The organism is Peribacillus sp. GL_122, from assembly GCF_057835005.1.
Map to the genome: position 1 here is coordinate 3,938,805 of NZ_CM174415.1, position 18,514 is coordinate 3,957,318.

Here is an 18,514-nt window from a genome sequence, read left to right on the forward strand (position 1 = left end):
GCATATTCAATCATTCATTTCACTGAAATGGAATCCCGTAACCTTTCAAACGTTTTATCACCGATTCCCGTTACCTTCTTCAAGTCATCGACCTCCTTGAATTTCCCTACCGTTTCTCTGTATTCCAGGATCGCATTCGCTTTGGATGGTCCAATTCCCGTCAAGGTTTCCAAATCTTCCTGTGTAGCTTTATTCAAGTTCACCAGTCCTCCTGATGTCCCCCCTGAAACGACATCACCAGTTGACCCGACCTGTATATTCTCCAACTTCCCCTCGTCTTCTTCACCTATTTCCGGAACATAAATGACCATTTGGTCTTCGACGATTTGGGCAAAATTCACTTTATCCTTATCAGCCTTGTCCGTAAAACTGCCCGCTGCCGAAATCAAATCGATCACCCGGTCACCTGCTTGTGCAGTGAATATGCCTGGGGACTTGACCGCCCCTTTAACGTCCACTTTAATGATCTCAGGTTCGGCAGGCATTTCATCATCACTTTGTTTATGATCAGATTCTTTTGCAGTAATGGAAAATATATCTTCCGTATCAGCCGGATCCTCCACTTGTTGCAAAAAAAAGTAAATGCCCGCTGCCACAAATGCCACGGCAACGGTTATAATCGTCAATTTTCTTTTAAAAATCCCTTCCATTTCTTTACCTCCCTGTTGGATTTCGCACGATACATTGTCATAGGACAGATTAAAAATACATAGTGTTTTTAGGAGAATCAATCGCTTTAAGTGAGAGGAGTTGATCGGAATTGAAGAAAATCGGTGTTATCGGAACCGGAAATATGGGTACCATTTTAATCGAGGCATGGCTGGAGGCAAAAATATTGAATCCGGCGGATCTAATCATTACAAATCGCACGCTTTCCAAAGCATTGGTGCTGAAAGAAAAACACCCTGGTATCAAGGTTGCGGAAAGCGCAGCCGAAATCGTCCTACAAGCGGACTTTATCTTTCTCTGTGTAAAACCATTGCAAATTAACAGCCTATTACAGGGCATCAAACATCATATAAAAAGGGATCAGCTGGTTATTTCCATCACAAGCCCGCTTTCGGTCTCCCAGCTTGAATCTGCCGTGAATGCCCCTTGTGCCCGTTTTATCCCGAGCATAACGAACCGTGTGGGTTCTGGGGTATCGTTACTGAGTTTCAGCAAGAGCTGCAGTAAGGAGAAAGTGTCAGCTTTATTTGATTTGGCCTCCGCCATATCGGCACCGGTCATCATTGAAAATGATATCACCCGGGTATCTTCCGATATCGTCAGCTGCGGTCCTGCCTTTTTCAGCTATTTAGCACAAGCTTTTATTGACGCGGCTTGCCAAACGACGAAGATAGATAAAGAAACGGCTACGACTTTGACTGAGAATATGCTGGTTGGCTTAGGGGAACTGCTTGGTAAAGGGGTTTATACATTGCCGACCTTACAGGAAAAGGTTTGTGTAAAGGGTGGAATAACAGGTGAGGGGATCAAGGTTTTAGAAGCTGAAACCGGGGAAATGTTCCATCATCTTTTTCAAGCGACACATGAAAAGTTTGCAGAGGATCTTCACGAAGTTGAAAAGCAGTTCGGCCATCCTTATTAATATTCGTAATCAATATCGTTAACTCCTTCTAAAAGTATAAAAAAAGAAGAGGTCAGATCTCCGCTCGTACAGAATGATGTACGAACGGGGGCTCTTGACCTCTTTATCATTTACTGGCTACAAATAAGATTCTTTCGGTTTCCGCTGCAAGCGGTGCGTCTTCAAGATCCGCCAGAATTTCAGAAACCGTAAAACCTGCTTGCTCCAACCACTTTTTATATTGTTCAACCGGATAGGTCCGTTGGTAATGCAACTCATCAAATCGGTCATACAGGCCGCTTTCATCGTCCCTTACGAAAAAACTTAAATCATGTTCCACACTGTAAGGTTCAACACCTGGGAAGCAGTCCCATATATAGGATACTTCTTCTCCATTGACAGCAAACGTATTATCACGAAAGATTTCTTCCATTTTATAAATGGAATGGACATCAAACAAAAATAATCCGCCTTCCTTCAAATGCTCATGAACCCGGCTGAACGTCTTGACTATATCTTCCTCATCGCGAAGGTAGTTCAGCGAATCACAAAAAATCGTGACACAATCAAATTGGCCAAGTCCTTCGAGTTCTGCCATATTCTGCTGGAAAAGCGGAATCGATAATCCAAGCTTAACCGCTTTTTCATTAGCAACAAGAAGCATTTCATCAGATAAATCCATACCGGTGACTTCGAATCCGTGTTGCGCCAATTCAACGGTCATTTCCCCGGTTCCACACGCTAAATCCAGGACTTTCCTACCGCCAATTCCGTACTGTTCCAGCTTCGCCGTAAGGATCATCAACCATTTTTCATAAGGTGCGTCCTTCATCAGTTCATCGTATACATAGGCAAAGCGTTCGTACGTCATGAAGTCAGTTCACTCTCTAGATTTTCAAAAGGTGCATCTCCCCATAAACGTTCGAGGTTATAGTAATTTCTTTCATCTTTATGGAAAATGTGGGCCACTACATCGCCAAGATCAACAAGCACCCATTTCGCCTCGTCAAAACCTTCAAGACGTTTTACATTGATTCCTGATTCATCAGCTTTGCTCTTCATTTCACGAGCTATTGCTTGTACTTGTTTTTCAGAATTACCGTGGCAGATCAAAAAGTAATCCGCTACAAGAGAAATACCTTGCATGTTCAATGCCACGATATCCTCCGCTCTTTTATCGTCCGCCGCTTTTGCTGCAATTACAAGAAGTTCACGTTCAGTCATTACATCTTCTCCTTCAAATTCATAATCAAATCATTATATGTCTTAAATGTGTCAGGGTAAATTGCCTGATTTCTTTTCATTAAAAAAACAACTGTATTCCTTAAAGCCTGAATGACAGCATGATCCAAATTTTGCTTTGCCGTCTGCCTGACTTCGTCGACACCGGGAAAAGAACGTCCAGGCTCAATATAGTCAGCAAGGTATACGACTTTATCCAATAGGCTCATGCCAACCCTGCCAGACGTGTGATAGGCAATCGCATCCAAGATTTCAGCGTCCTGAATGCCAGCTTCCTTTTTCACCAGATAAGCCCCGACAGGAGCGTGCCACAGCTCCATATTGTATTCAAGTAACGCCGGGTCCATTTTTTCAGCGATTATTATTTGCTCCATTTCCTCTTTTGGACGAAATTTTGCATAATCATGGAAAATGGCAGCCAGTTCGGCTTTTTTGACGTCGGCACCATACCGTTCAGCAAGTTCAATCGCAGACTCGACCACACCCAAGGTATGAATGTACCTGCGCTCGGTTATTTGTTCTTTGACCAGCGCCAATGCTTTCTCACGATTCATATAAACCATTCCCTTTAATATACTTCACCACTGGATCTGCTATTAAATATTTCACGGTTTTCCCCGTCCTTAACTTCCTTCGTATCATGGAAGACGAAATGAACATCTGGGGGACTTTCACCATCGTGATTGGGTATACGGTCTTTTCGTTATATCCAGGGCGCTTCACCCCGACAAAATTGACCATATGCACCAGCTCGTCGATACGGTGCCAATTTGGTAAGTACTCAATCATATCTGCGCCAATTATGAAATAGAACTCATTGGTTGGCTCAAGTTCTTTCAGCAATTTTATTGTGTCATACGTATAAGATGTGCCTTTTCTTTCAATTTCAATACCCTCAATATAAAAAGATGGGTTTCCGGCTATCGCGTTTTCCAACATGGCCAGCCTGTCCATATCGGTTACTTCCTCCGATTTTTCCTTATGTGGAGGAACGTGATTTGGCATGAACCTGATTTCATCTAGCTCAAGGGCATCCAGCACTTCATTCGCTATAATTAAATGCCCGATATGCGGAGGATTGAATGTACCGCCAAGAATTCCAATTTTTTTCATAGATAGGTTCCTTAAGGTAATTTAAGTTGTTTGTTTTCTTTTGATTCTTTATACAGCACAATTGTGTTGCCGATAATCTGAACCAATTCCGCCCGTGCACCTTTTGATAAAGAAAGTCCCACATCATTGCGGTCCTCTTCACAGTTTTGCAGGATGCTGACCTTGATTAATTCACGTACTTCAAGCGCCTCACCAATTTGCTTGATGAGATTATCATTGACGCCGCCTTTACCAACTTGAAAAATTGGATTGAGGTGATGGGCCTTTGATCGTAAAAATCTTTTCTGTTTTCCTGTTAACATGTGTTACCTCCTAGTTTGTTCAAGACAATATCTGTCATTCTTGCTGTATCCGGCATAATGCCTGTCCATATCTCAAATGCGAGCGCGGCCTGGTTGATGAACATCCCCAAACCATTTTGCGTTATCGCCCCTTTTTCCCCCGCTTCACGCAGCAGTTTGGTTTGCAAAGGGTTATAGATGATATCACTGACAATTGCACCGGTTTTAAGCTGGTCGACCTTTAACGGTGAATGATCCAATTCCGGGCTCATTCCAGAAGAGGTCGTTTGGATGATTAAATCATATTGTGATAAGCTTTCTTCCGCTTCGATAATCGAGAATGCCTTCGATACTTTATCATATGGGCAATCAGAAACAAGCTGGGCCGCTCTTTCCTTTGTCCGGTTTGCAATATCAACTTGCTTTACCCCTTCTTTTACGAGGGTAAAATAAATCGCACGCGCAGCACCGCCCGCTCCGATCACTAACGTTTTTTTAGCCTTGATGTCACCTGATATTTCATCGCATAAAGATTTAAAAAATCCTTTTCCGTCTGTATTATACCCTATAAACCGACCATTTTTGTTAACAACCGTATTTACAGCCCCGATTGCAAGGGCCAGTTCATCCACTTCATCAAGGAAAGGGATGATTGAAGTCTTATGAGGAATCGTGATGTTAAACCCTTCTATACCAAGGGCTTTCATGCCTTTCACGGCATCGTTCAAACCTTCTTTCGTCACATGAAAATGATGATAAACCGCTTCTATATTTTCTTTTTCAAATGCATCATTATGAATGTCCGGTGACATAGAATGTGCAATTGGATCTCCCATTACCCCATATATCTTTTTCATAGACTAGACGACCCCTATATTTAGATTAATGATTTGCGAACGATCACATTGACGCCCTTTGGAACATGTGCAACGATTTTCGCTCCTGGCTCATTGACCGTCACCCAGCCAAGACCAGAAAACACAATATCCATTTTACCATCTTTCAAGGAGAATTCATGTGGAATCAGCTTCGGAAACTCCTCGATTTGTTCAGGCCGTGGTGGCGTCAGTAATTCCCCGGCATGGTTTTTATACAATTCATCGGCTTTTTCCAGTTTCGTACGGTGAATATTCAATTCATTCGAAAGGTAGCAAGTCAATGAACGCCTTCCGCCTGAGACATAGTCCAACCGGGCCAGCCCTCCGAAAAATAGTGTCTGCGCTTCATTCAGTTGGTACACTCTCGGCTTGATTTCCTTTTTCGGCATAATCACCTTGAAGTCCCGTTTGTCCACATAGTGAGCCATTTGATGATGATTAATGATTCCAGGTGTATCGATCAATGCCTGTTCATCATCCAAAGGAATTTCGATCATATCCAAGGTAGTCCCTGGGAAGTGGGAAGTCGTGATGATATCACTTTCTCCGCTCACCTCTTTTATAAGACGGTTGATGAAAGTCGATTTCCCTACATTCGTACATCCCACCACATAGACATCTTTACCTTTGCGATACCGCTCAATCGCATCAGCCGCTTCAAGTATATGCTTTCCCTTTTCCGCACTGACAAGCAGGACATCAACCGGGTTAAGACCCAATTCCTTGGACGATTGCTTCATCCAATTGATCAACTTGTTCGGTTTTACGGATTTAGGCAATAAATCAACCTTATTTCCGATCAGAAGAACATCATTTCTTCCTACAAATCGATGCAGGCCAGGCAGCCAGCTTCCATTGAAATCAAAAATATCGACGATTTTGACGATTAAAGAGTCGGTTTCGCCTACTTTATTCAAGATTTTCAAGAAGTCATCGTCTGTTAAGGAAACATCCTGAACTTCGTTATAATGTTTCAATTTAAAGCAGCGCTGACAAACGATGGTCTCCTTTTCCAGAGCTGATTTAGGGGCAAAGCCCAATTCCTTCGGATCTTCAGTCTGGACCTTCACACCGCAGCCGATGCACACTAATTCTTGATGATTGTTCAATTGTGATCCTCCCATTCTATCATTCCTTTTCGTTTAAAAAACGCCATGATCTTTCTTTCAAAATAACGATTGATCCTTGTTCTGAATTCGTCGGTTTGTGCTACAGGGAGCACTAAGATCGTATGAAACCCGCCTCTGTTCCCTCCCAATACATCCGTCAATAACTGATCGCCGATTACCACCGTTTCTTCCAATTTCAATCCCATTGCCTTACGGGCTTTATGGAAAGCTCTTGCCATCGGTTTTCTGGCCTGGAAGATAAACGGAATGTGAAGCGGATCGGAAAAAGCCCGAACCCGGTTTTCATTATTATTGGACACAATCGTCACTAAAATCCCATGATCCCGCATATTGTCGAACCATTTGATTAAATCGGGGGTGGCAGTTGGTCTGTCCCATTCAACGAGAGTATTATCCAAATCGGTGATGACTCCCTTAATGCCTCTTTTTTTCAATTCTTGAGGATCTATATTAAAAATGCTTTTAACATGTTCACTCGGCAAAAATAATTTAAGCATATTGACACCTCTATATTTTCGTTAAAATTTACCGTCTCCATCATATCGAATTTTCAGCACACTTTCAAAAAAAATTAGGAAAGAAGGGCTGACGGTAAAGAAACATCATAATGTATGTTTTCTGATATGGAAAGGCATTTTTCATTAAATAATGGGAAATTTGCAGGCTGACCAGAACAAAAGAACTAATTATTCATAAAAGATTTCGACAAAAATTTCATTTATTCAATCTGTGGATAACTTTACTAACATTTTCCATACTGATGTGCACCATTTCGCTCACCTTGTAAACAACTTAACCACAAGTTATCCACTTTCAACTGTGGATAACAGAACGATTGTTCTCAAAGTTTATTTCTGATACAGTAGGGGTACATCAAGGAAGACTTATCAATATATGCAAGTAAACACCAAATTATTACTCGCAATCCCAATTGGAGGTGAGCAGCCGCAAATGGCGTTCTGATGCAAAAACTATCTGATGACCTGTTGCTTGAATCCTATTTTAAAGCACAGAATTTAAAGTTGAGTACCGATTTCATCCGCCTCATAGAAACGGAAATTCATCGAAGATCCCTAACACATAAAATCCGATCAATATTTTAATATGAAATACATAGGCTGACATCAAATGTCAGCCTCTTATTTTCATTTGAAGTTAGACGGCTCTCATGAATCCAATTGTTTCACCCACACGGACATCTGCGGGAATGGATATGTTTCCTTCAAGTTCAAAACTTCCTTTTTCAAAAAGAAGAACCACTGTGGACCCAAAGCTGAAATAAGAAAATTCCTGTCCTTTTTCCAATTCATCCGATTCATCAGTAATGACGATCGAATTTATGAACATGGCCCCGACTTTCACCATTGCCAGACTTCCCGCTTCATTTTGAAGTTCAGTTATTGTCCGGTAATTTTTTGATAAAGGCTCTTTTCCATATTTCATCCCCCATTTATTAACGGGGTACGATTTCCTTCCAAGGGTCCAACGTTTGACCACGGAACCCTTGATTGGTGCATGGATCCTATGGTAATGACTCGGGCTTAAGTATAACACGAGATATTTTCCCCCTAAGTACTTTTCCAAACAAAGCTCATCCCCCAGCATTTCCTCCATTGAATATACCTTTCCCTTAACGACGATATTTTTATCAGCGCGTATCTCCCCTGAATCCTCAAGAACACCGTCCACAGGACAAGCTACCGCAGAAGGAACTGCCGTAATTGGCCTGGCATCCGCCTTTAACTGCCTGGTAAATAGCTCGTGCAGGTTAGTATAAGCTTTTACCTCCTTACCAAATTCTTTTTGATTAAGGTTGAATGTTTTTACATAAAGTAAAATTAAGGGCCTGCTCCAACGAGATTGGCTAAAATGCTTTAATAAACCTGATGAATACTGACCATTCGTCAGTTCAATAAGAACGCGATACAAAGACTGAAACAAATAAAACCACTCCAAATTGTAAAATTATTCTAAAAATCCCTTGCATAAATTGTGTTAAATAAAATATTATTATATAATAAATACTTATGTTTACTATATTTTGTTTTAATTTGTTTCATTTGAAAGGAGTGAAAAGATGTTTTTATTACACGCCCTAGATCAAACCATTAAAAAATTGAAAGCACAAACAGCAAATATACTTACTTTAATTAATTTATCCCTTGGTGGATTTGCGATAATTGCCGTAATGCACGGCCAATTGAATTTAAGCCTGCTATTAATTTTCCTGGCTGCCCTTGCAGATCGCTTTGACGGTATGGTTGCTCGGAAATTCAACATTGAATCGGAATTGGGTAAGCAACTTGATTCGATGTGTGACATCATATCCTTTGGCGTCGCACCAGCTCTATTATTATACCAAGGAATATTAATAGAATTCGGAGCACCTGGCACACTATTCACGGTTTTCTATATTGGCTGTGGCGCATTTCGTCTCGCCCGCTTCAATATAAGCGAAAGCAATGGATATTTTACTGGAGTGCCAATTACGGTTGCGGGCTGCATCGCTACTTTAAGTTATCTAGCCATCCCGTATTTCCATCCGGTCTTTTTCTTATCCCTCATGATTATATTATCATTACTTATGGTCAGTCCATTTAAACTGAAGAAAGTTTAAATAAGAAAGGCGGATGTCCTATACCGGACATCCGCTTTTTTCGTTCATATTCCATCAGAATTAAGCTTTTCGGACAAGGGGGGCGGTCAAACGCAAGAATTCTTCTACATCCTCCATACAGGCATTGACGGCTTCTTCCCAAAAATCCCGTGTCTTCAAATCGACGCCTAAATGTTTCTCCGCCAAATCCTCGACCTTCATGGAACCGGTATCCTTTAATAGAGCGATATATTTTTCTTCGAATCCTGCTGGTTCTTTCAGGGCATTCGCGTATATGCCTAATGAGAATAAGTATCCGAATGTGTACGGAAAATTATAAAATGGTACACCTGTAATATAAAAATGGAGCTTTGAGGCCCAGAACGTTGGATTATAATCACTTAAAGCATCGCCATAAGCTTCTTTTTGTGCATCGACCATCAATTCATTCAACCGTTCGGCACTGACATACCCTTGTTTCCTCTCATCATAAAACCTTGTTTCGAATAAGTAACGGGCATGGATATTCATCAATAATGCCACGGAACGCTGAATTTTATCTTCTAAAAGCACCAGCTTTTCTTCCTCACTGGCCGCTTCCTTCACAGCTGCATCCGCTACGACCATTTCAGCAAAAGTAGAGGCGGTTTCAGCCACATTCATGGCATATGACCGATTCAATGGATGGATATCCCTCATCGCATATGAATGGAATGCATGTCCCAATTCATGGGCCAATGTCGATACATTGGATGGGGTGCCCGAATACGTCATGAAAATTCTTGACTGCTTATTTAATGGAAAGCCGGTGCAAAAACCGCCTGGTCTCTTACCTGGTCTGTCCTCCGCTTCAATCCAGCTGTCTTCAAAAGCTTTTTGGGTGAAGTTTGCTAATTGAGAGCCGAACTTAGAGAATTGCTGTATGATGAAGTCTGCACCTTCTTGATAATCCATTACTTTGGACTCTGCTGTAACAGCGAGCGGCGCATCCAAATCCGCCCAACTTAATTTATCCAATTCCAGTAACTCCGCTTTCCTTTCTAAAAACCTCACAAGCGGCTCCTTATGATCGGCAATTACATTCCACATGCTTTCGAGGGTTTCTTTTTTCATCCTCCCTATTTCAAGAGGCTCTTTCAAAATATCATCCCAGCCCCTTTTTTCATTCACACTGAGACGGAATCCAGCCAAGTGGTTCAAAGTCCGGGCAAATAGGTCACTTTTTTCCTCCCAAGCCTGTTCCCACGCCGTAAATAATTCTTTCCGGTTCCTTTCATCAGGATCAGAAAATTTATTTGCCGCTTGGCCTACAGAAAGCTTTTCACCCTTATAAGGGATGGTCATTGAACCGACGATCGTATCATACATTTGGCTCCAACCTTCAAAACCGTCCATAGCCAATTGGGTGATTAATGATTCTTCCTTCACGGAAAGCTTTTCCTTTGCCTTTTCCCGACGTTCATTCAATACGAATTTCAATTCATTCAATGGTTCTTTTTCGAGGATTTTTTTAAAAAAAGCATCATCAAGCTGTATCAACTTTTCATCTAGCTTGCTTAACACCATTTTAAGTGAAGCGACTATCTTCATTTGTTTGATCCGCAGCTGACCAGCTTTTTTATCCTGTGCATTTTGCGCTTCCAGGCATCCAATGAATGCACGTGCCTGCGTGGATTTCATATTTGTATTTTTAAAAAGATCAAATGCCTTGATTAAACTGCTCTCATCATTTCCTGCTGGATTGATATTGCTTACAAGTCGGTCTAATTCTTTTACCTCGTCGTTAATTTCATCTAAAAAAATCAGGAACTCCTTAGAAGAGCTTCCTCCTTTAAAAAAGATATCCAAATCCCACATCAAAGAATATCCCATACTAAATTGCCCCCTTTTTATCATTAATCCCATTATAGAGGTAAATTCAATATTTTTCTAATTAAAATGAATTTTCAGTATTTTTTTAGAACATTTTTCTATATCCCAGATTAAAAGCATGTTATGATGAATATATTCTTTGGAAAGGGGTGGTTGATTCATATGAAATTCTTTATTCACATGTCTGCCATCATCCTGCTCCTTTGGACACTGCCCATACAGTTCCATCATCATGCACAGCAGCTAACCATTGAGGAACATACCGATGTTCACCATTGGGATAAGGCAGATAAGAAACAGCCTTTCGTGCCTACCTTTAGTTCCTGGCAGTCTCTTATCATTATTCTCTTTTTCGAATTTTCCATTTTAAGTTTTCTTTATTTTCACTCAAATCTTCGCCGACGATATCTCGGTCCTGTTTTTTTCCAGGCGAATTACGTAGCCTTACGCTCTGACATTTTATAAAAATAATAAAATGGAGGAGTGATTCATATGTGGTTTCGATTAATTATGGTAGGGGTATTTTCTTTAACCGCTTCACGTCTGTTCCTTTTTCAGGGAATCGAGATTTATCACGCATTTGCAGATATGATCAGAAATAAATATTAAAAAAAAGAGTGCGGGGAAATTTCCCCGCACTCTCTTTGCCTTTTACCATTCCTATCCTTTGGCTTTCTTTTCCTTCTCTTTTTCTGCTCTGTAAAATTCGTGGAACATCTTCATTAAGGCACGTTTTTCAATCCTTGATACATAACTGCGGGAAATGCCAAGCTCTTTAGCGATTTCCCTTTGGGTTTTTTCCTTTTTCAAATCCAGTCCGAACCTGCCTACAATGACTTCCTTTTCGCGTTCATCCAAAATATCAATATACTTTTTCACTTTTTCAATTTCCATATTGAGCTGAATCGTATCGATGACATCTTCCGATTCCGATTTCAGTACATCGATTAAACTGATTTCATTTCCTTCTTTATCTTGACCGATCGGATCATGCAGGGAAATATCTTTCTTCGTTTTCTTTGTCGCCCGTAAATGCATCAAGATCTCATTCTCAATGCATCGCGCCGCATATGTGGCTAGCTTCGTACCCTTCCCATCCGAATAACTCTCAATGGCCTTTATCAAACCAATTGTCCCAATCGAAATCAAATCCTCTGTATCTTCGCCCGTATTCTCGAATTTCTTGACGATATGGGCAACAAGCCTGAGATTATGCTCGATCAGGATGTTACGGGCATCACCGTCCCCCTCACTCATAAGCTTCAGATATTTCTTTTCATCCTGAGATGACAAGGGCTGGGGAAAAGCATTGTTTTTCACATAGGAAACGAATAAGTAAAATTCTTTGATAATATAGCCGACAACTGTAAGTATTCCGGGCATTGGCTTCATCCCCCGTTTCTTTGGCTTCCCTATTCATACCTATGCAACAGTGGGCTTGTTCGTGCCTGTCCCACTAAAAGAAATCACGAAAGTGTTAAATGTTCAAACCAGCCTGGATGAATTCCCAAACGAACGAAGGCAAATGTTCATATAATGATAGGGAATTTTTTAGGGAAAGGGGGTTTTTGCGATGGGATATAACTATGGACCATACGGATGCAGCTATGGTTATCCGGCTCCTGCGCCTTGTTATGCAGGGTCCGGTTACGGTTACGGTTACGGTTACGGTTACGGTTACGGTTACGGTTACGGTTACGGCTATGGTTATGGCCTGTTTATTGTCCTCCTGATTTTATTGCTCATTTTCGGGTTTTGCTGGTTGCCCGGATGTGGATTTGGTTTTGGAGGATCAGGTTCGTGCTGCTGATTCAGGCAAAGAAAAAAACTCGGCCCGAGTGCCGAGTTTTCCATTTACATATTCATTACCAACGTTGCAGTTCCGAGTTAAGCAGCGTCATAACCATTAATCACCATACCTTCACTTTATCATGTTTCCAATGGCCTTTTCCGCTGTACATATATATACAGACCATGACAATGCTTGGGTTCACCGGCAGATCCGTTAGCCGGTATCCTTCTCCTGCCAATAGCAACGCTTCTCTCCTTTTACGTATAACCAGTTCAACATATTAACCTCCACCTTTCTTAATTTTTTTATGAACGGGATACCAACCTCGTATATTTTTTAGAAAAAAGGACGATGCTTCAACGCTTTATCTAGATGTTCTTCTCGAATCTTGTGGATTCTCTCCTGTTGCAAACATTCCTCGGCAGTCATTTTTTTCATTTTAATCGTGATTGTGAAAAAAAGCATATTCAGTGTCATAATATCACCTCCTTTAAGGGAGCGGCCCAACAAAAAAGCATAAAAAGGCCGCAGAAAGTTACGTCCTCCTGCGGGATTTTTTAGAAAATATAAAAAGGCCGCAGGATAAAACACTTCTCCCTGCGGCCGCTATGTCTGAATGATTAATAAAGCCAAATTGCTTTAGAAATATTCCGCTTGGCACAGGTCGAATGTTATGTGATTGTCAATTGAAACGGACCGGCTAATAGTGACGACTCCATATAGATACAATGTCATTTTCTTCGACCTCCTTTGGAATATTTTTTATTACCTGGTAAGTATATCCATAAATTCGATTTTTGTAAACGGTTTTTGCCTATTTTTTTGAAATTTCCATCTTTTTCCCCATTTTCAAGGGCTATTATTACCTAAAGTGGCAAGTAGTATGATAAATTTGCCCCTATTGGGCAACAACGTTAGAAAAACAAAAAAACCTGATTCCATTAAAGAATCAGGTTTGCTTCTATTGTTGTAAAGAGTCTTGGTCATCCATTTCGGCCAGGATCTTTTTGTATTTTTTGGATAATGAGAAAAATACTATGGACATGCCCAGGAACATTATTGTCGCTCCTATATAGACATATGTGTCAATCATCGCTTTGTCGCCAGAGGGAAGGATGGTTCCTAAATAGAAGAACGAACCCACACATAACAAAGTGATCGCAAAATATTTAAAATCGACCATTTTCGAACGCAGCAATGCAACCGTTTGTTTTTTGCGGTTTTTCATGCCATTCCACCTTCTTTCAAGCTAATAAGATATCGATATCTCATTCTACCATATTTATTCCAAATGACAGGGTGTAAATAATGGCAGTCAGCTATGAAGCGGCCCCTCTCCGATTATCCTTGCAGCGCTTGTTCCAAGTCTTCCAATAAGTCTTCAACATCTTCAAGACCTACTGAAATACGAATCAACCCATCCGTTATTCCAAGCTCTGCACGGCGCTCAGCGGGAATGGAAGCATGTGTCATCAAGGCCGGAATGGAAATTAAGCTCTCCACTGCCCCCAGACTTTCCGCAAGTGTAAAGAATTTCACTTTATTCAAAACGGATTCGGCTTTTTCGGCACTGCCGACATCAAATGAAACCATACCACCGAATCCACGCGATTGTTTTTTGGCAATATCATGATTTGGGTGGTTTTCAAGACCTGGGTAATAGATTTTCGAAACGTCTTTATGCCCGGATAGGAAACGGACGATTTCAGATGTATTTTTTTCATGTTCTTCCATCCTGATTCCCAGCGTTTTAATGCCTCGCATAAGCAACCATGAATCCTGGGGCCCTAGCACGCCTCCTGTAGAGTTTTGGATGAAATGAAGGTCATTGCCAAGATTCTCATCATTCACCACGACAAGACCCGCTACAACATCGCTGTGTCCCCCCAGGTACTTGGTAGCGCTATGAAGCACGATATCGGCTCCAAGTGAAAGCGGATTTTGCCAGTATGGCGTACTGAAGGTATTATCCACAATGGTGAGGATGCCGTTTTCTTTAGCTATTTTCGATACTTCTTCCAAATCGGTGATTTTCAATAATGGATTCGTCGGTGTTTCAATGAACAATGCCTTCGTATTGTCCTTTATCTCTTTTTCGATCGACTGTATGTCACTCGTATTGATGAACGTAGCTTCCACCCCGAAACGGTTAAGCACTTTAGTGATGACCCGGAAAGACCCTCCATAAACGTCATCTGTCATCAATACATGATCACCTTGACTGAACAGCATCATAACCGCGGTCATCGCTGCCATTCCTGATCCGAAGGCGAAACCTCTTTTTCCTTCTTCGAGATCCTTGATCAATTCTTCAAGGGCATGGCGGGTTGGGTTGCCCGTACGGGAATATTCATATCCCCGATGGTTCCCCGGACCATCCTGTTTATAGGTGCTCACTTGATAAATCGGCACCGAAACCGCTCCTGTTTTTTCATCACCAAAAATTCCGCCATGGATCAATTGTGTTTTCTTTCTCATTTTATATACCTCCCTGATAAATTTTTTTGCTTAAGTATCGTTCACTGGAATCCGGAAATATGACGACGATATTCGCCCCCCGGGGAGCCTTTGCTGCTTCTTTCATGGCCGCTGCAAATGCCGCACCGGAAGAACTGCCGACAAGGAGGCCTTCTTTAATCGCCAATTCCTTTACCATATGGAAAGCGTCAAAATCGCTTACCGTATGGATTTGGTCAAAATACGTTTCATCCATATAGGCAGGTAAAAATTCCATCCCGATCCCCTCTGTTTTATGGGATCCCGCCTTGCCGCCGTTTAAAATCGATCCTTCTGGTTCGACTATGACCGTTTTGACAGCAGCGTCCTTTTCTTTTAAATATCGCGATGTTCCCATGAATGTCCCGCCCGTCCCGGCACCGGCTACAAACACATCCACATCGCCTTCCATCTGTTCCCATATTTCAGGTCCCAGCGTTTTATAATATGCATCAGGATTGGATGGGTTGGCGAACTGCTGGGGACAATATGATCCCGGAATTTCAGCCAGCAGCGCCTTTGCCTTTGCGATTGCTCCTGTCATTCCTTCCTCTGTCGGGGTCTGGATCACATTCGCTCCAAGGGCACGCATCAATTCCTGTTTCTCGGCACTGAATTTCTCCGGAACGCAAAATATCACGTCCACTCCACTGTTTATCGCAGCCAACGCCAAGCCAATCCCAGTATTTCCGGCAGTCGGTTCGATGATCGTCCCGCCCTTTTTCACCTTCCCTGTCTGTAACGCTTGGGCTAACAGTTCTTGACCAAGCCGATCCTTCACACTGCCTCCCGGATTAAAGTATTCGAGTTTGGCAAAGATACGGACCTCATCCGGAAGCGGGAAATGGGTGATTTCCATCATCGGCGTTTTCCCTATCAACTCATGAATGTTTTGAAAGACTTTCATATTCGGACACCCTTTCATAGTTATCCTACCAATTTAATAAGAATTATGCAATAAAGAATGATCAGCAGAAAGGCTTCCGCTGATCACTTACCATTCATTTCATTTTTTCAACCATTTTCAAAATCAGTGCCGCTGAATGAAGAGCCGCAGTTTCCAGGAATTTATCAAAGGAAATATTGGACTCTTTACCTGCGATATCCGAAAGGGAACGAATGATGACAAACGGTGTATTGAATTGGAAGGCTACCTGTGCAATGGCTGCCGCTTCCATTTCCACCGCGTATAAATCAGAGAATTTCCCCCTGACGAATTCAACCCTGTCAGGATCATTCATGAAAGAATCCCCCGTCACGATCAACCCTTTTGCCACTTGTATATCCTCGATTTCTTTTGCTGCTTCTTCCGCTATTGCGAAAAGCTTCTCATCCGGAGTGAAAGCTGCAGGCAGCTGAGGGACTTGACCGTATTCATATCCGAAAATCGTCACATCGACATCATGGTGGCGTACTTCCGAGGAAATGACCACATCCCCTACATTAAGTGCTGGATGATAACCGCCGGCAGAGCCAGTATTGATGACCGCATCCGGTTTGAATTTTTCTAACAGGATCGCTGTGGACATTGCCGCATTCACTTTACCGATTCCCGATTTAAGCAAAATGACCTCGACACCATTCAGTGTGCCTGTATTGAACTCGGAACCGGCAATGGTCACCTGCTCCAAACCTTCCAATTTATCACGTAAAATCGTAACTTCTTCTTCCATTGCTCCGATTATGGCTACCTTCATTAGTAAAAACCTCTTCCTATAATTTTTCCGCCTCCATAATCCAGACAAATTGATTGCAGCGCTCGAAGTTCACTTTATATCCATTCACTTCAAGCACTTTTTCCAAAAAAGGAATCGTAGTATAATATTCCGTTTGCAAATCGTTTGCCAAATTATGAAAGCCTGCCTGCCTTGCATCTTGAATCGCTTGTTCATGCGCTTCCCTTGATTGATACATCGTATCCGCAAACACTATTTTACCACCAGTATTCAGTAACTTTCCATAGTTGGCTATAGCTTTTTCTTTTTCTTCATCTGTTAAATGATGAAACGCGTACGTACTCACAATCGAATCAACCTGTTCCGGCTTCGGAAAATCGATAAAATCGCCATCCACAATTTCTGTTTTTCCGTCCAGCTTGCTTACAGCTATTTCCCTCATCGCAGGTGAAGGTTCTATTCCCGATACCTTCAGGCCTTTCTTCAAAAGCCTTTCCGTCAAATTCCCGGTACCTACTCCGAACTCCAGCACATGGCCATGAGCTCGATCTGTGACGCTGTTCAATATGTTATCATAATGTTTAAAAACCTCTTGATACTCAATATCGTGTCCACCAACCGTATCATCATACGATTTCGACCATTCTTCAAATAAATCTATAAATTCTCTGCCCATTTTTAATCACCTTTTATGATAAGATAATAAAACCTATAAGCATAATATGAAATAAACACAGAAACAGTTCTTGATTTTTAGGCAAATCATTCATTCGGTTCAGATTCGTCCAAAATGGTGTTAAACTAACAGTATCTGAATGTTGGAGGGGAACAGTCATGAGTTTTCAACTCGACTTAAACTTATTTGAAGATAAAATAGAATTTTTCGAGGCAGAAAGCATTAAGAATCTTGAAGAAAAAATCCAATCACAAATTGAAATCAATAAAGCGATCATGCTTCAGGTGGAATCCGTGTCACACCAAATGTATGTAAGTGAAGAAGGCAGACGTTTTTATAGTGCAGTCGTCCACTTTAAAGCAAAAAAGTGATCACCATGAAAAAACCCCCGAAAAGTGGAATTCCTTTCGGGGGTTTTCGTTTATAAATTTTTGACCATTACCTTTTATCGTTTGTCTTCAGCTCTTCGACTTTTACAGGTTTCCAACCTGATCCGTCCACCCATTCAATATAAACGCGGTAGGTTTTAGGATTATCTCCTTCAGAAACGGTACCGATTGCCGTGCTGGGCGAACCGCCGTTTTGCAGCCACCATAGCTTCATGCTGCCTTCATCGATTCCAGCTCCGCTTGCTATGGCTTTACTCATTTCATTCCAATCGACCGAGCCCTTTTCAAAGCTTGTAGTGTGATCCCCGGATTGCTCAGTTCCTACTGGTTTCCAGCCCTCACTCGTATATGTTGCCGCAACATTGCCATCTCCGCTGCCTTCCACTTCCACAAGTTCGGCATCTCCCGCTTTTTCTGAATCTGCACCATCTTCAGCCTTCTGTTCTGCATCTTCCTCTGTTGCTTTACTATCTTCTTCTACTCCATCTTCTTCTGTTGCTTCACTATCTCCTACTGCGTCTTCCTTCTCTGAATCCGTTTCTTCCTCTTTCCCAGCAGGCTTGTCCGCTACTTTCCCCGAATCTGTATCGGCGATTTGCTTCGGTTCAGTCGTAGCTTTTTTTGTTTCGGTGCCATCATCACTTAAGAAAATCGTGACTGCGACAATGACGATTAAAATGGAAACAATGGTGATTGCAATATTATATATTTTATTTACTTTTCTTTTTTGATCTCTCTGATTAAAACGTGAGCCCAAGGTCCATTCCTCCCTTACCATTTCTTACTGACTCATTTTAACATGA

General features: G+C 41.7%; 26 protein-coding genes. 6 read left to right on the forward strand and 20 right to left on the reverse strand.

Annotated features, from left to right (window positions below; translation table 11 throughout):
• Nucleotides 1-14: 14 nt before the first annotated feature.
• A complete protein-coding gene (locus AC3ISB_RS19055; RefSeq protein ID WP_480338627.1) occupies nucleotides 15-650 on the reverse strand; it encodes a helix-hairpin-helix domain-containing protein in 636 nt (211 codons plus the stop codon).
• A 110-nt stretch (nucleotides 651-760) separates the two neighbouring features.
• Here AC3ISB_RS19055 and comER point away from each other — a divergent pair, with 110 nt between their 5' ends.
• Complete coding sequence (gene comER / locus AC3ISB_RS19060) at nucleotides 761-1,591, forward strand: late competence protein ComER (RefSeq protein ID WP_489273830.1); 831 nt, start codon at nucleotides 761-763, stop codon at nucleotides 1,589-1,591.
• 106 nt (nucleotides 1,592-1,697) lie between these two features.
• Here the strand turns inward: comER and AC3ISB_RS19065 are convergent, their stop codons facing one another.
• From AC3ISB_RS19065 to AC3ISB_RS19100, 8 genes are read right to left on the reverse strand one after another with little or no spacing between them, the layout of a single operon-like run.
• Nucleotides 1,698-2,441, reverse strand: coding sequence for a class I SAM-dependent DNA methyltransferase (locus AC3ISB_RS19065; protein ID WP_489273831.1), 744 nt, complete (start codon nucleotides 2,439-2,441; stop codon nucleotides 1,698-1,700).
• Nucleotides 2,438-2,794: a ribosome silencing factor gene (rsfS, locus tag AC3ISB_RS19070; RefSeq protein WP_098369751.1), complete on the reverse strand. Its 357-nt coding sequence runs from the start codon at nucleotides 2,792-2,794 to the stop codon at nucleotides 2,438-2,440. Before rsfS ends, AC3ISB_RS19065 begins: the two co-directional genes overlap by 4 nt.
• On the reverse strand, nucleotides 2,794-3,366 hold the full coding sequence (yqeK, locus tag AC3ISB_RS19075; protein WP_098369750.1) for a bis(5'-nucleosyl)-tetraphosphatase (symmetrical) YqeK: 573 nt from the start codon (nucleotides 3,364-3,366) through the stop codon (nucleotides 2,794-2,796). The genes rsfS and yqeK overlap by 1 nt, the downstream gene beginning before the upstream one ends.
• Nucleotides 3,356-3,925, reverse strand: coding sequence for a nicotinate-nucleotide adenylyltransferase (locus tag AC3ISB_RS19080; RefSeq protein WP_098369749.1), 570 nt, complete (start codon nucleotides 3,923-3,925; stop codon nucleotides 3,356-3,358). Before AC3ISB_RS19080 ends, yqeK begins: the two co-directional genes overlap by 11 nt.
• An 11-nt stretch (nucleotides 3,926-3,936) precedes the next feature.
• Nucleotides 3,937-4,227 (reverse strand): ribosome assembly RNA-binding protein YhbY, encoded by a 291-nt coding sequence (gene yhbY, locus AC3ISB_RS19085; RefSeq protein WP_098369748.1) that lies wholly within the window; start codon nucleotides 4,225-4,227, stop codon nucleotides 3,937-3,939.
• Nucleotides 4,221-5,063 (reverse strand): shikimate dehydrogenase, encoded by an 843-nt coding sequence (gene aroE / locus AC3ISB_RS19090; protein ID WP_141994186.1) that lies wholly within the window; start codon nucleotides 5,061-5,063, stop codon nucleotides 4,221-4,223. Before aroE ends, yhbY begins: the two co-directional genes overlap by 7 nt.
• Before the next feature lie 20 nt (nucleotides 5,064-5,083).
• Nucleotides 5,084-6,193 (reverse strand): ribosome biogenesis GTPase YqeH, encoded by a 1,110-nt coding sequence (gene yqeH / locus AC3ISB_RS19095; protein WP_483296127.1) that lies wholly within the window; start codon nucleotides 6,191-6,193, stop codon nucleotides 5,084-5,086.
• On the reverse strand, nucleotides 6,190-6,711 hold the full coding sequence (locus tag AC3ISB_RS19100; protein ID WP_076365171.1) for a YqeG family HAD IIIA-type phosphatase: 522 nt from the start codon (nucleotides 6,709-6,711) through the stop codon (nucleotides 6,190-6,192). The genes yqeH and AC3ISB_RS19100 overlap by 4 nt, the downstream gene beginning before the upstream one ends.
• Before the next feature lie 465 nt (nucleotides 6,712-7,176).
• Here AC3ISB_RS19100 and AC3ISB_RS19105 point away from each other — a divergent pair, with 465 nt between their 5' ends.
• Complete coding sequence (locus AC3ISB_RS19105; RefSeq protein WP_034311351.1) at nucleotides 7,177-7,317, forward strand: sporulation histidine kinase inhibitor Sda; 141 nt, start codon at nucleotides 7,177-7,179, stop codon at nucleotides 7,315-7,317.
• A gap of 52 nt (nucleotides 7,318-7,369) precedes the next feature.
• Here AC3ISB_RS19105 and AC3ISB_RS19110 read toward each other — a convergent pair whose 3' ends face one another.
• Complete coding sequence (locus tag AC3ISB_RS19110) at nucleotides 7,370-8,155, reverse strand: phosphatidylserine decarboxylase (RefSeq protein WP_489273832.1); 786 nt, start codon at nucleotides 8,153-8,155, stop codon at nucleotides 7,370-7,372.
• Between the two features lie 136 nt (nucleotides 8,156-8,291).
• Between AC3ISB_RS19110 and pssA the strand changes: the two genes are divergently transcribed.
• Nucleotides 8,292-8,831 (forward strand): CDP-diacylglycerol--serine O-phosphatidyltransferase, encoded by a 540-nt coding sequence (pssA, locus tag AC3ISB_RS19115; RefSeq protein ID WP_098369745.1) that lies wholly within the window; start codon nucleotides 8,292-8,294, stop codon nucleotides 8,829-8,831.
• Nucleotides 8,832-8,891: 60 nt separating this feature from the next.
• On the opposite strand, the gene AC3ISB_RS19120 is transcribed toward pssA, so the two are convergent.
• Nucleotides 8,892-10,682 carry a M3 family oligoendopeptidase gene (locus AC3ISB_RS19120; protein ID WP_489273833.1) on the reverse strand — a complete coding sequence of 597 codons (1,791 nt, stop codon included), beginning with the start codon at nucleotides 10,680-10,682 and terminating at the stop codon, nucleotides 8,892-8,894.
• 162 nt (nucleotides 10,683-10,844) lie between these two features.
• Here AC3ISB_RS19120 and AC3ISB_RS19125 point away from each other — a divergent pair, with 162 nt between their 5' ends.
• Nucleotides 10,845-11,147, forward strand: a complete 303-nt coding sequence (locus AC3ISB_RS19125; RefSeq protein WP_141994182.1) for a hypothetical protein — start codon at nucleotides 10,845-10,847, stop codon at nucleotides 11,145-11,147.
• 195 nt (nucleotides 11,148-11,342) lie between these two features.
• Here AC3ISB_RS19125 and sigK read toward each other — a convergent pair whose 3' ends face one another.
• Entirely contained in the window at nucleotides 11,343-12,065 is a 723-nt protein-coding gene (gene sigK / locus AC3ISB_RS19130; protein WP_034308596.1) for an RNA polymerase sporulation sigma factor SigK, read from the reverse strand.
• A gap of 203 nt (nucleotides 12,066-12,268) precedes the next feature.
• On the opposite strand from sigK, the gene AC3ISB_RS19135 reads away from it, so the two are divergent.
• On the forward strand, nucleotides 12,269-12,415 hold the full coding sequence (locus AC3ISB_RS19135) for a hypothetical protein (protein ID WP_489273834.1): 147 nt from the start codon (nucleotides 12,269-12,271) through the stop codon (nucleotides 12,413-12,415).
• A gap of 177 nt (nucleotides 12,416-12,592) precedes the next feature.
• Here AC3ISB_RS19135 and AC3ISB_RS19140 read toward each other — a convergent pair whose 3' ends face one another.
• From AC3ISB_RS19140 to AC3ISB_RS19170, 7 genes are all read right to left on the reverse strand, one after another.
• A complete protein-coding gene (locus AC3ISB_RS19140; protein WP_286176875.1) occupies nucleotides 12,593-12,718 on the reverse strand; it encodes a hypothetical protein in 126 nt (41 codons plus the stop codon).
• Nucleotides 12,719-12,810: 92 nt separating this feature from the next.
• A complete protein-coding gene (locus AC3ISB_RS19145; RefSeq protein WP_076365157.1) occupies nucleotides 12,811-12,951 on the reverse strand; it encodes a YrzI family small protein in 141 nt (46 codons plus the stop codon).
• Nucleotides 12,952-13,435: 484 nt separating this feature from the next.
• Nucleotides 13,436-13,702, reverse strand: coding sequence for a YrhC family protein (locus AC3ISB_RS19150; protein WP_144526658.1), 267 nt, complete (start codon nucleotides 13,700-13,702; stop codon nucleotides 13,436-13,438).
• A 113-nt stretch (nucleotides 13,703-13,815) separates the two neighbouring features.
• Nucleotides 13,816-14,952 (reverse strand): bifunctional cystathionine gamma-lyase/homocysteine desulfhydrase, encoded by a 1,137-nt coding sequence (locus tag AC3ISB_RS19155; RefSeq protein ID WP_141994179.1) that lies wholly within the window; start codon nucleotides 14,950-14,952, stop codon nucleotides 13,816-13,818.
• 1 nt (nucleotide 14,953) lies between these two features.
• Nucleotides 14,954-15,877 carry a PLP-dependent cysteine synthase family protein gene (locus AC3ISB_RS19160; RefSeq protein ID WP_489273835.1) on the reverse strand — a complete coding sequence of 308 codons (924 nt, stop codon included), beginning with the start codon at nucleotides 15,875-15,877 and terminating at the stop codon, nucleotides 14,954-14,956.
• Nucleotides 15,878-15,971: 94 nt separating this feature from the next.
• Complete coding sequence (gene mtnN / locus AC3ISB_RS19165) at nucleotides 15,972-16,667, reverse strand: 5'-methylthioadenosine/S-adenosylhomocysteine nucleosidase (protein ID WP_489273837.1); 696 nt, start codon at nucleotides 16,665-16,667, stop codon at nucleotides 15,972-15,974.
• A 16-nt stretch (nucleotides 16,668-16,683) separates the two neighbouring features.
• Entirely contained in the window at nucleotides 16,684-17,322 is a 639-nt protein-coding gene (locus AC3ISB_RS19170; RefSeq protein WP_098369737.1) for a class I SAM-dependent DNA methyltransferase, read from the reverse strand.
• 158 nt (nucleotides 17,323-17,480) lie between these two features.
• On the opposite strand from AC3ISB_RS19170, the gene AC3ISB_RS19175 reads away from it, so the two are divergent.
• On the forward strand, nucleotides 17,481-17,693 hold the full coding sequence (locus AC3ISB_RS19175; RefSeq protein ID WP_048682770.1) for a DUF2536 family protein: 213 nt from the start codon (nucleotides 17,481-17,483) through the stop codon (nucleotides 17,691-17,693).
• 67 nt (nucleotides 17,694-17,760) lie between these two features.
• On the opposite strand, the gene AC3ISB_RS19180 is transcribed toward AC3ISB_RS19175, so the two are convergent.
• On the reverse strand, nucleotides 17,761-18,468 hold the full coding sequence (locus tag AC3ISB_RS19180; protein ID WP_489273840.1) for a YrrS family protein: 708 nt from the start codon (nucleotides 18,466-18,468) through the stop codon (nucleotides 17,761-17,763).
• Between the last annotated feature and the right edge of the window lie 46 nt (nucleotides 18,469-18,514).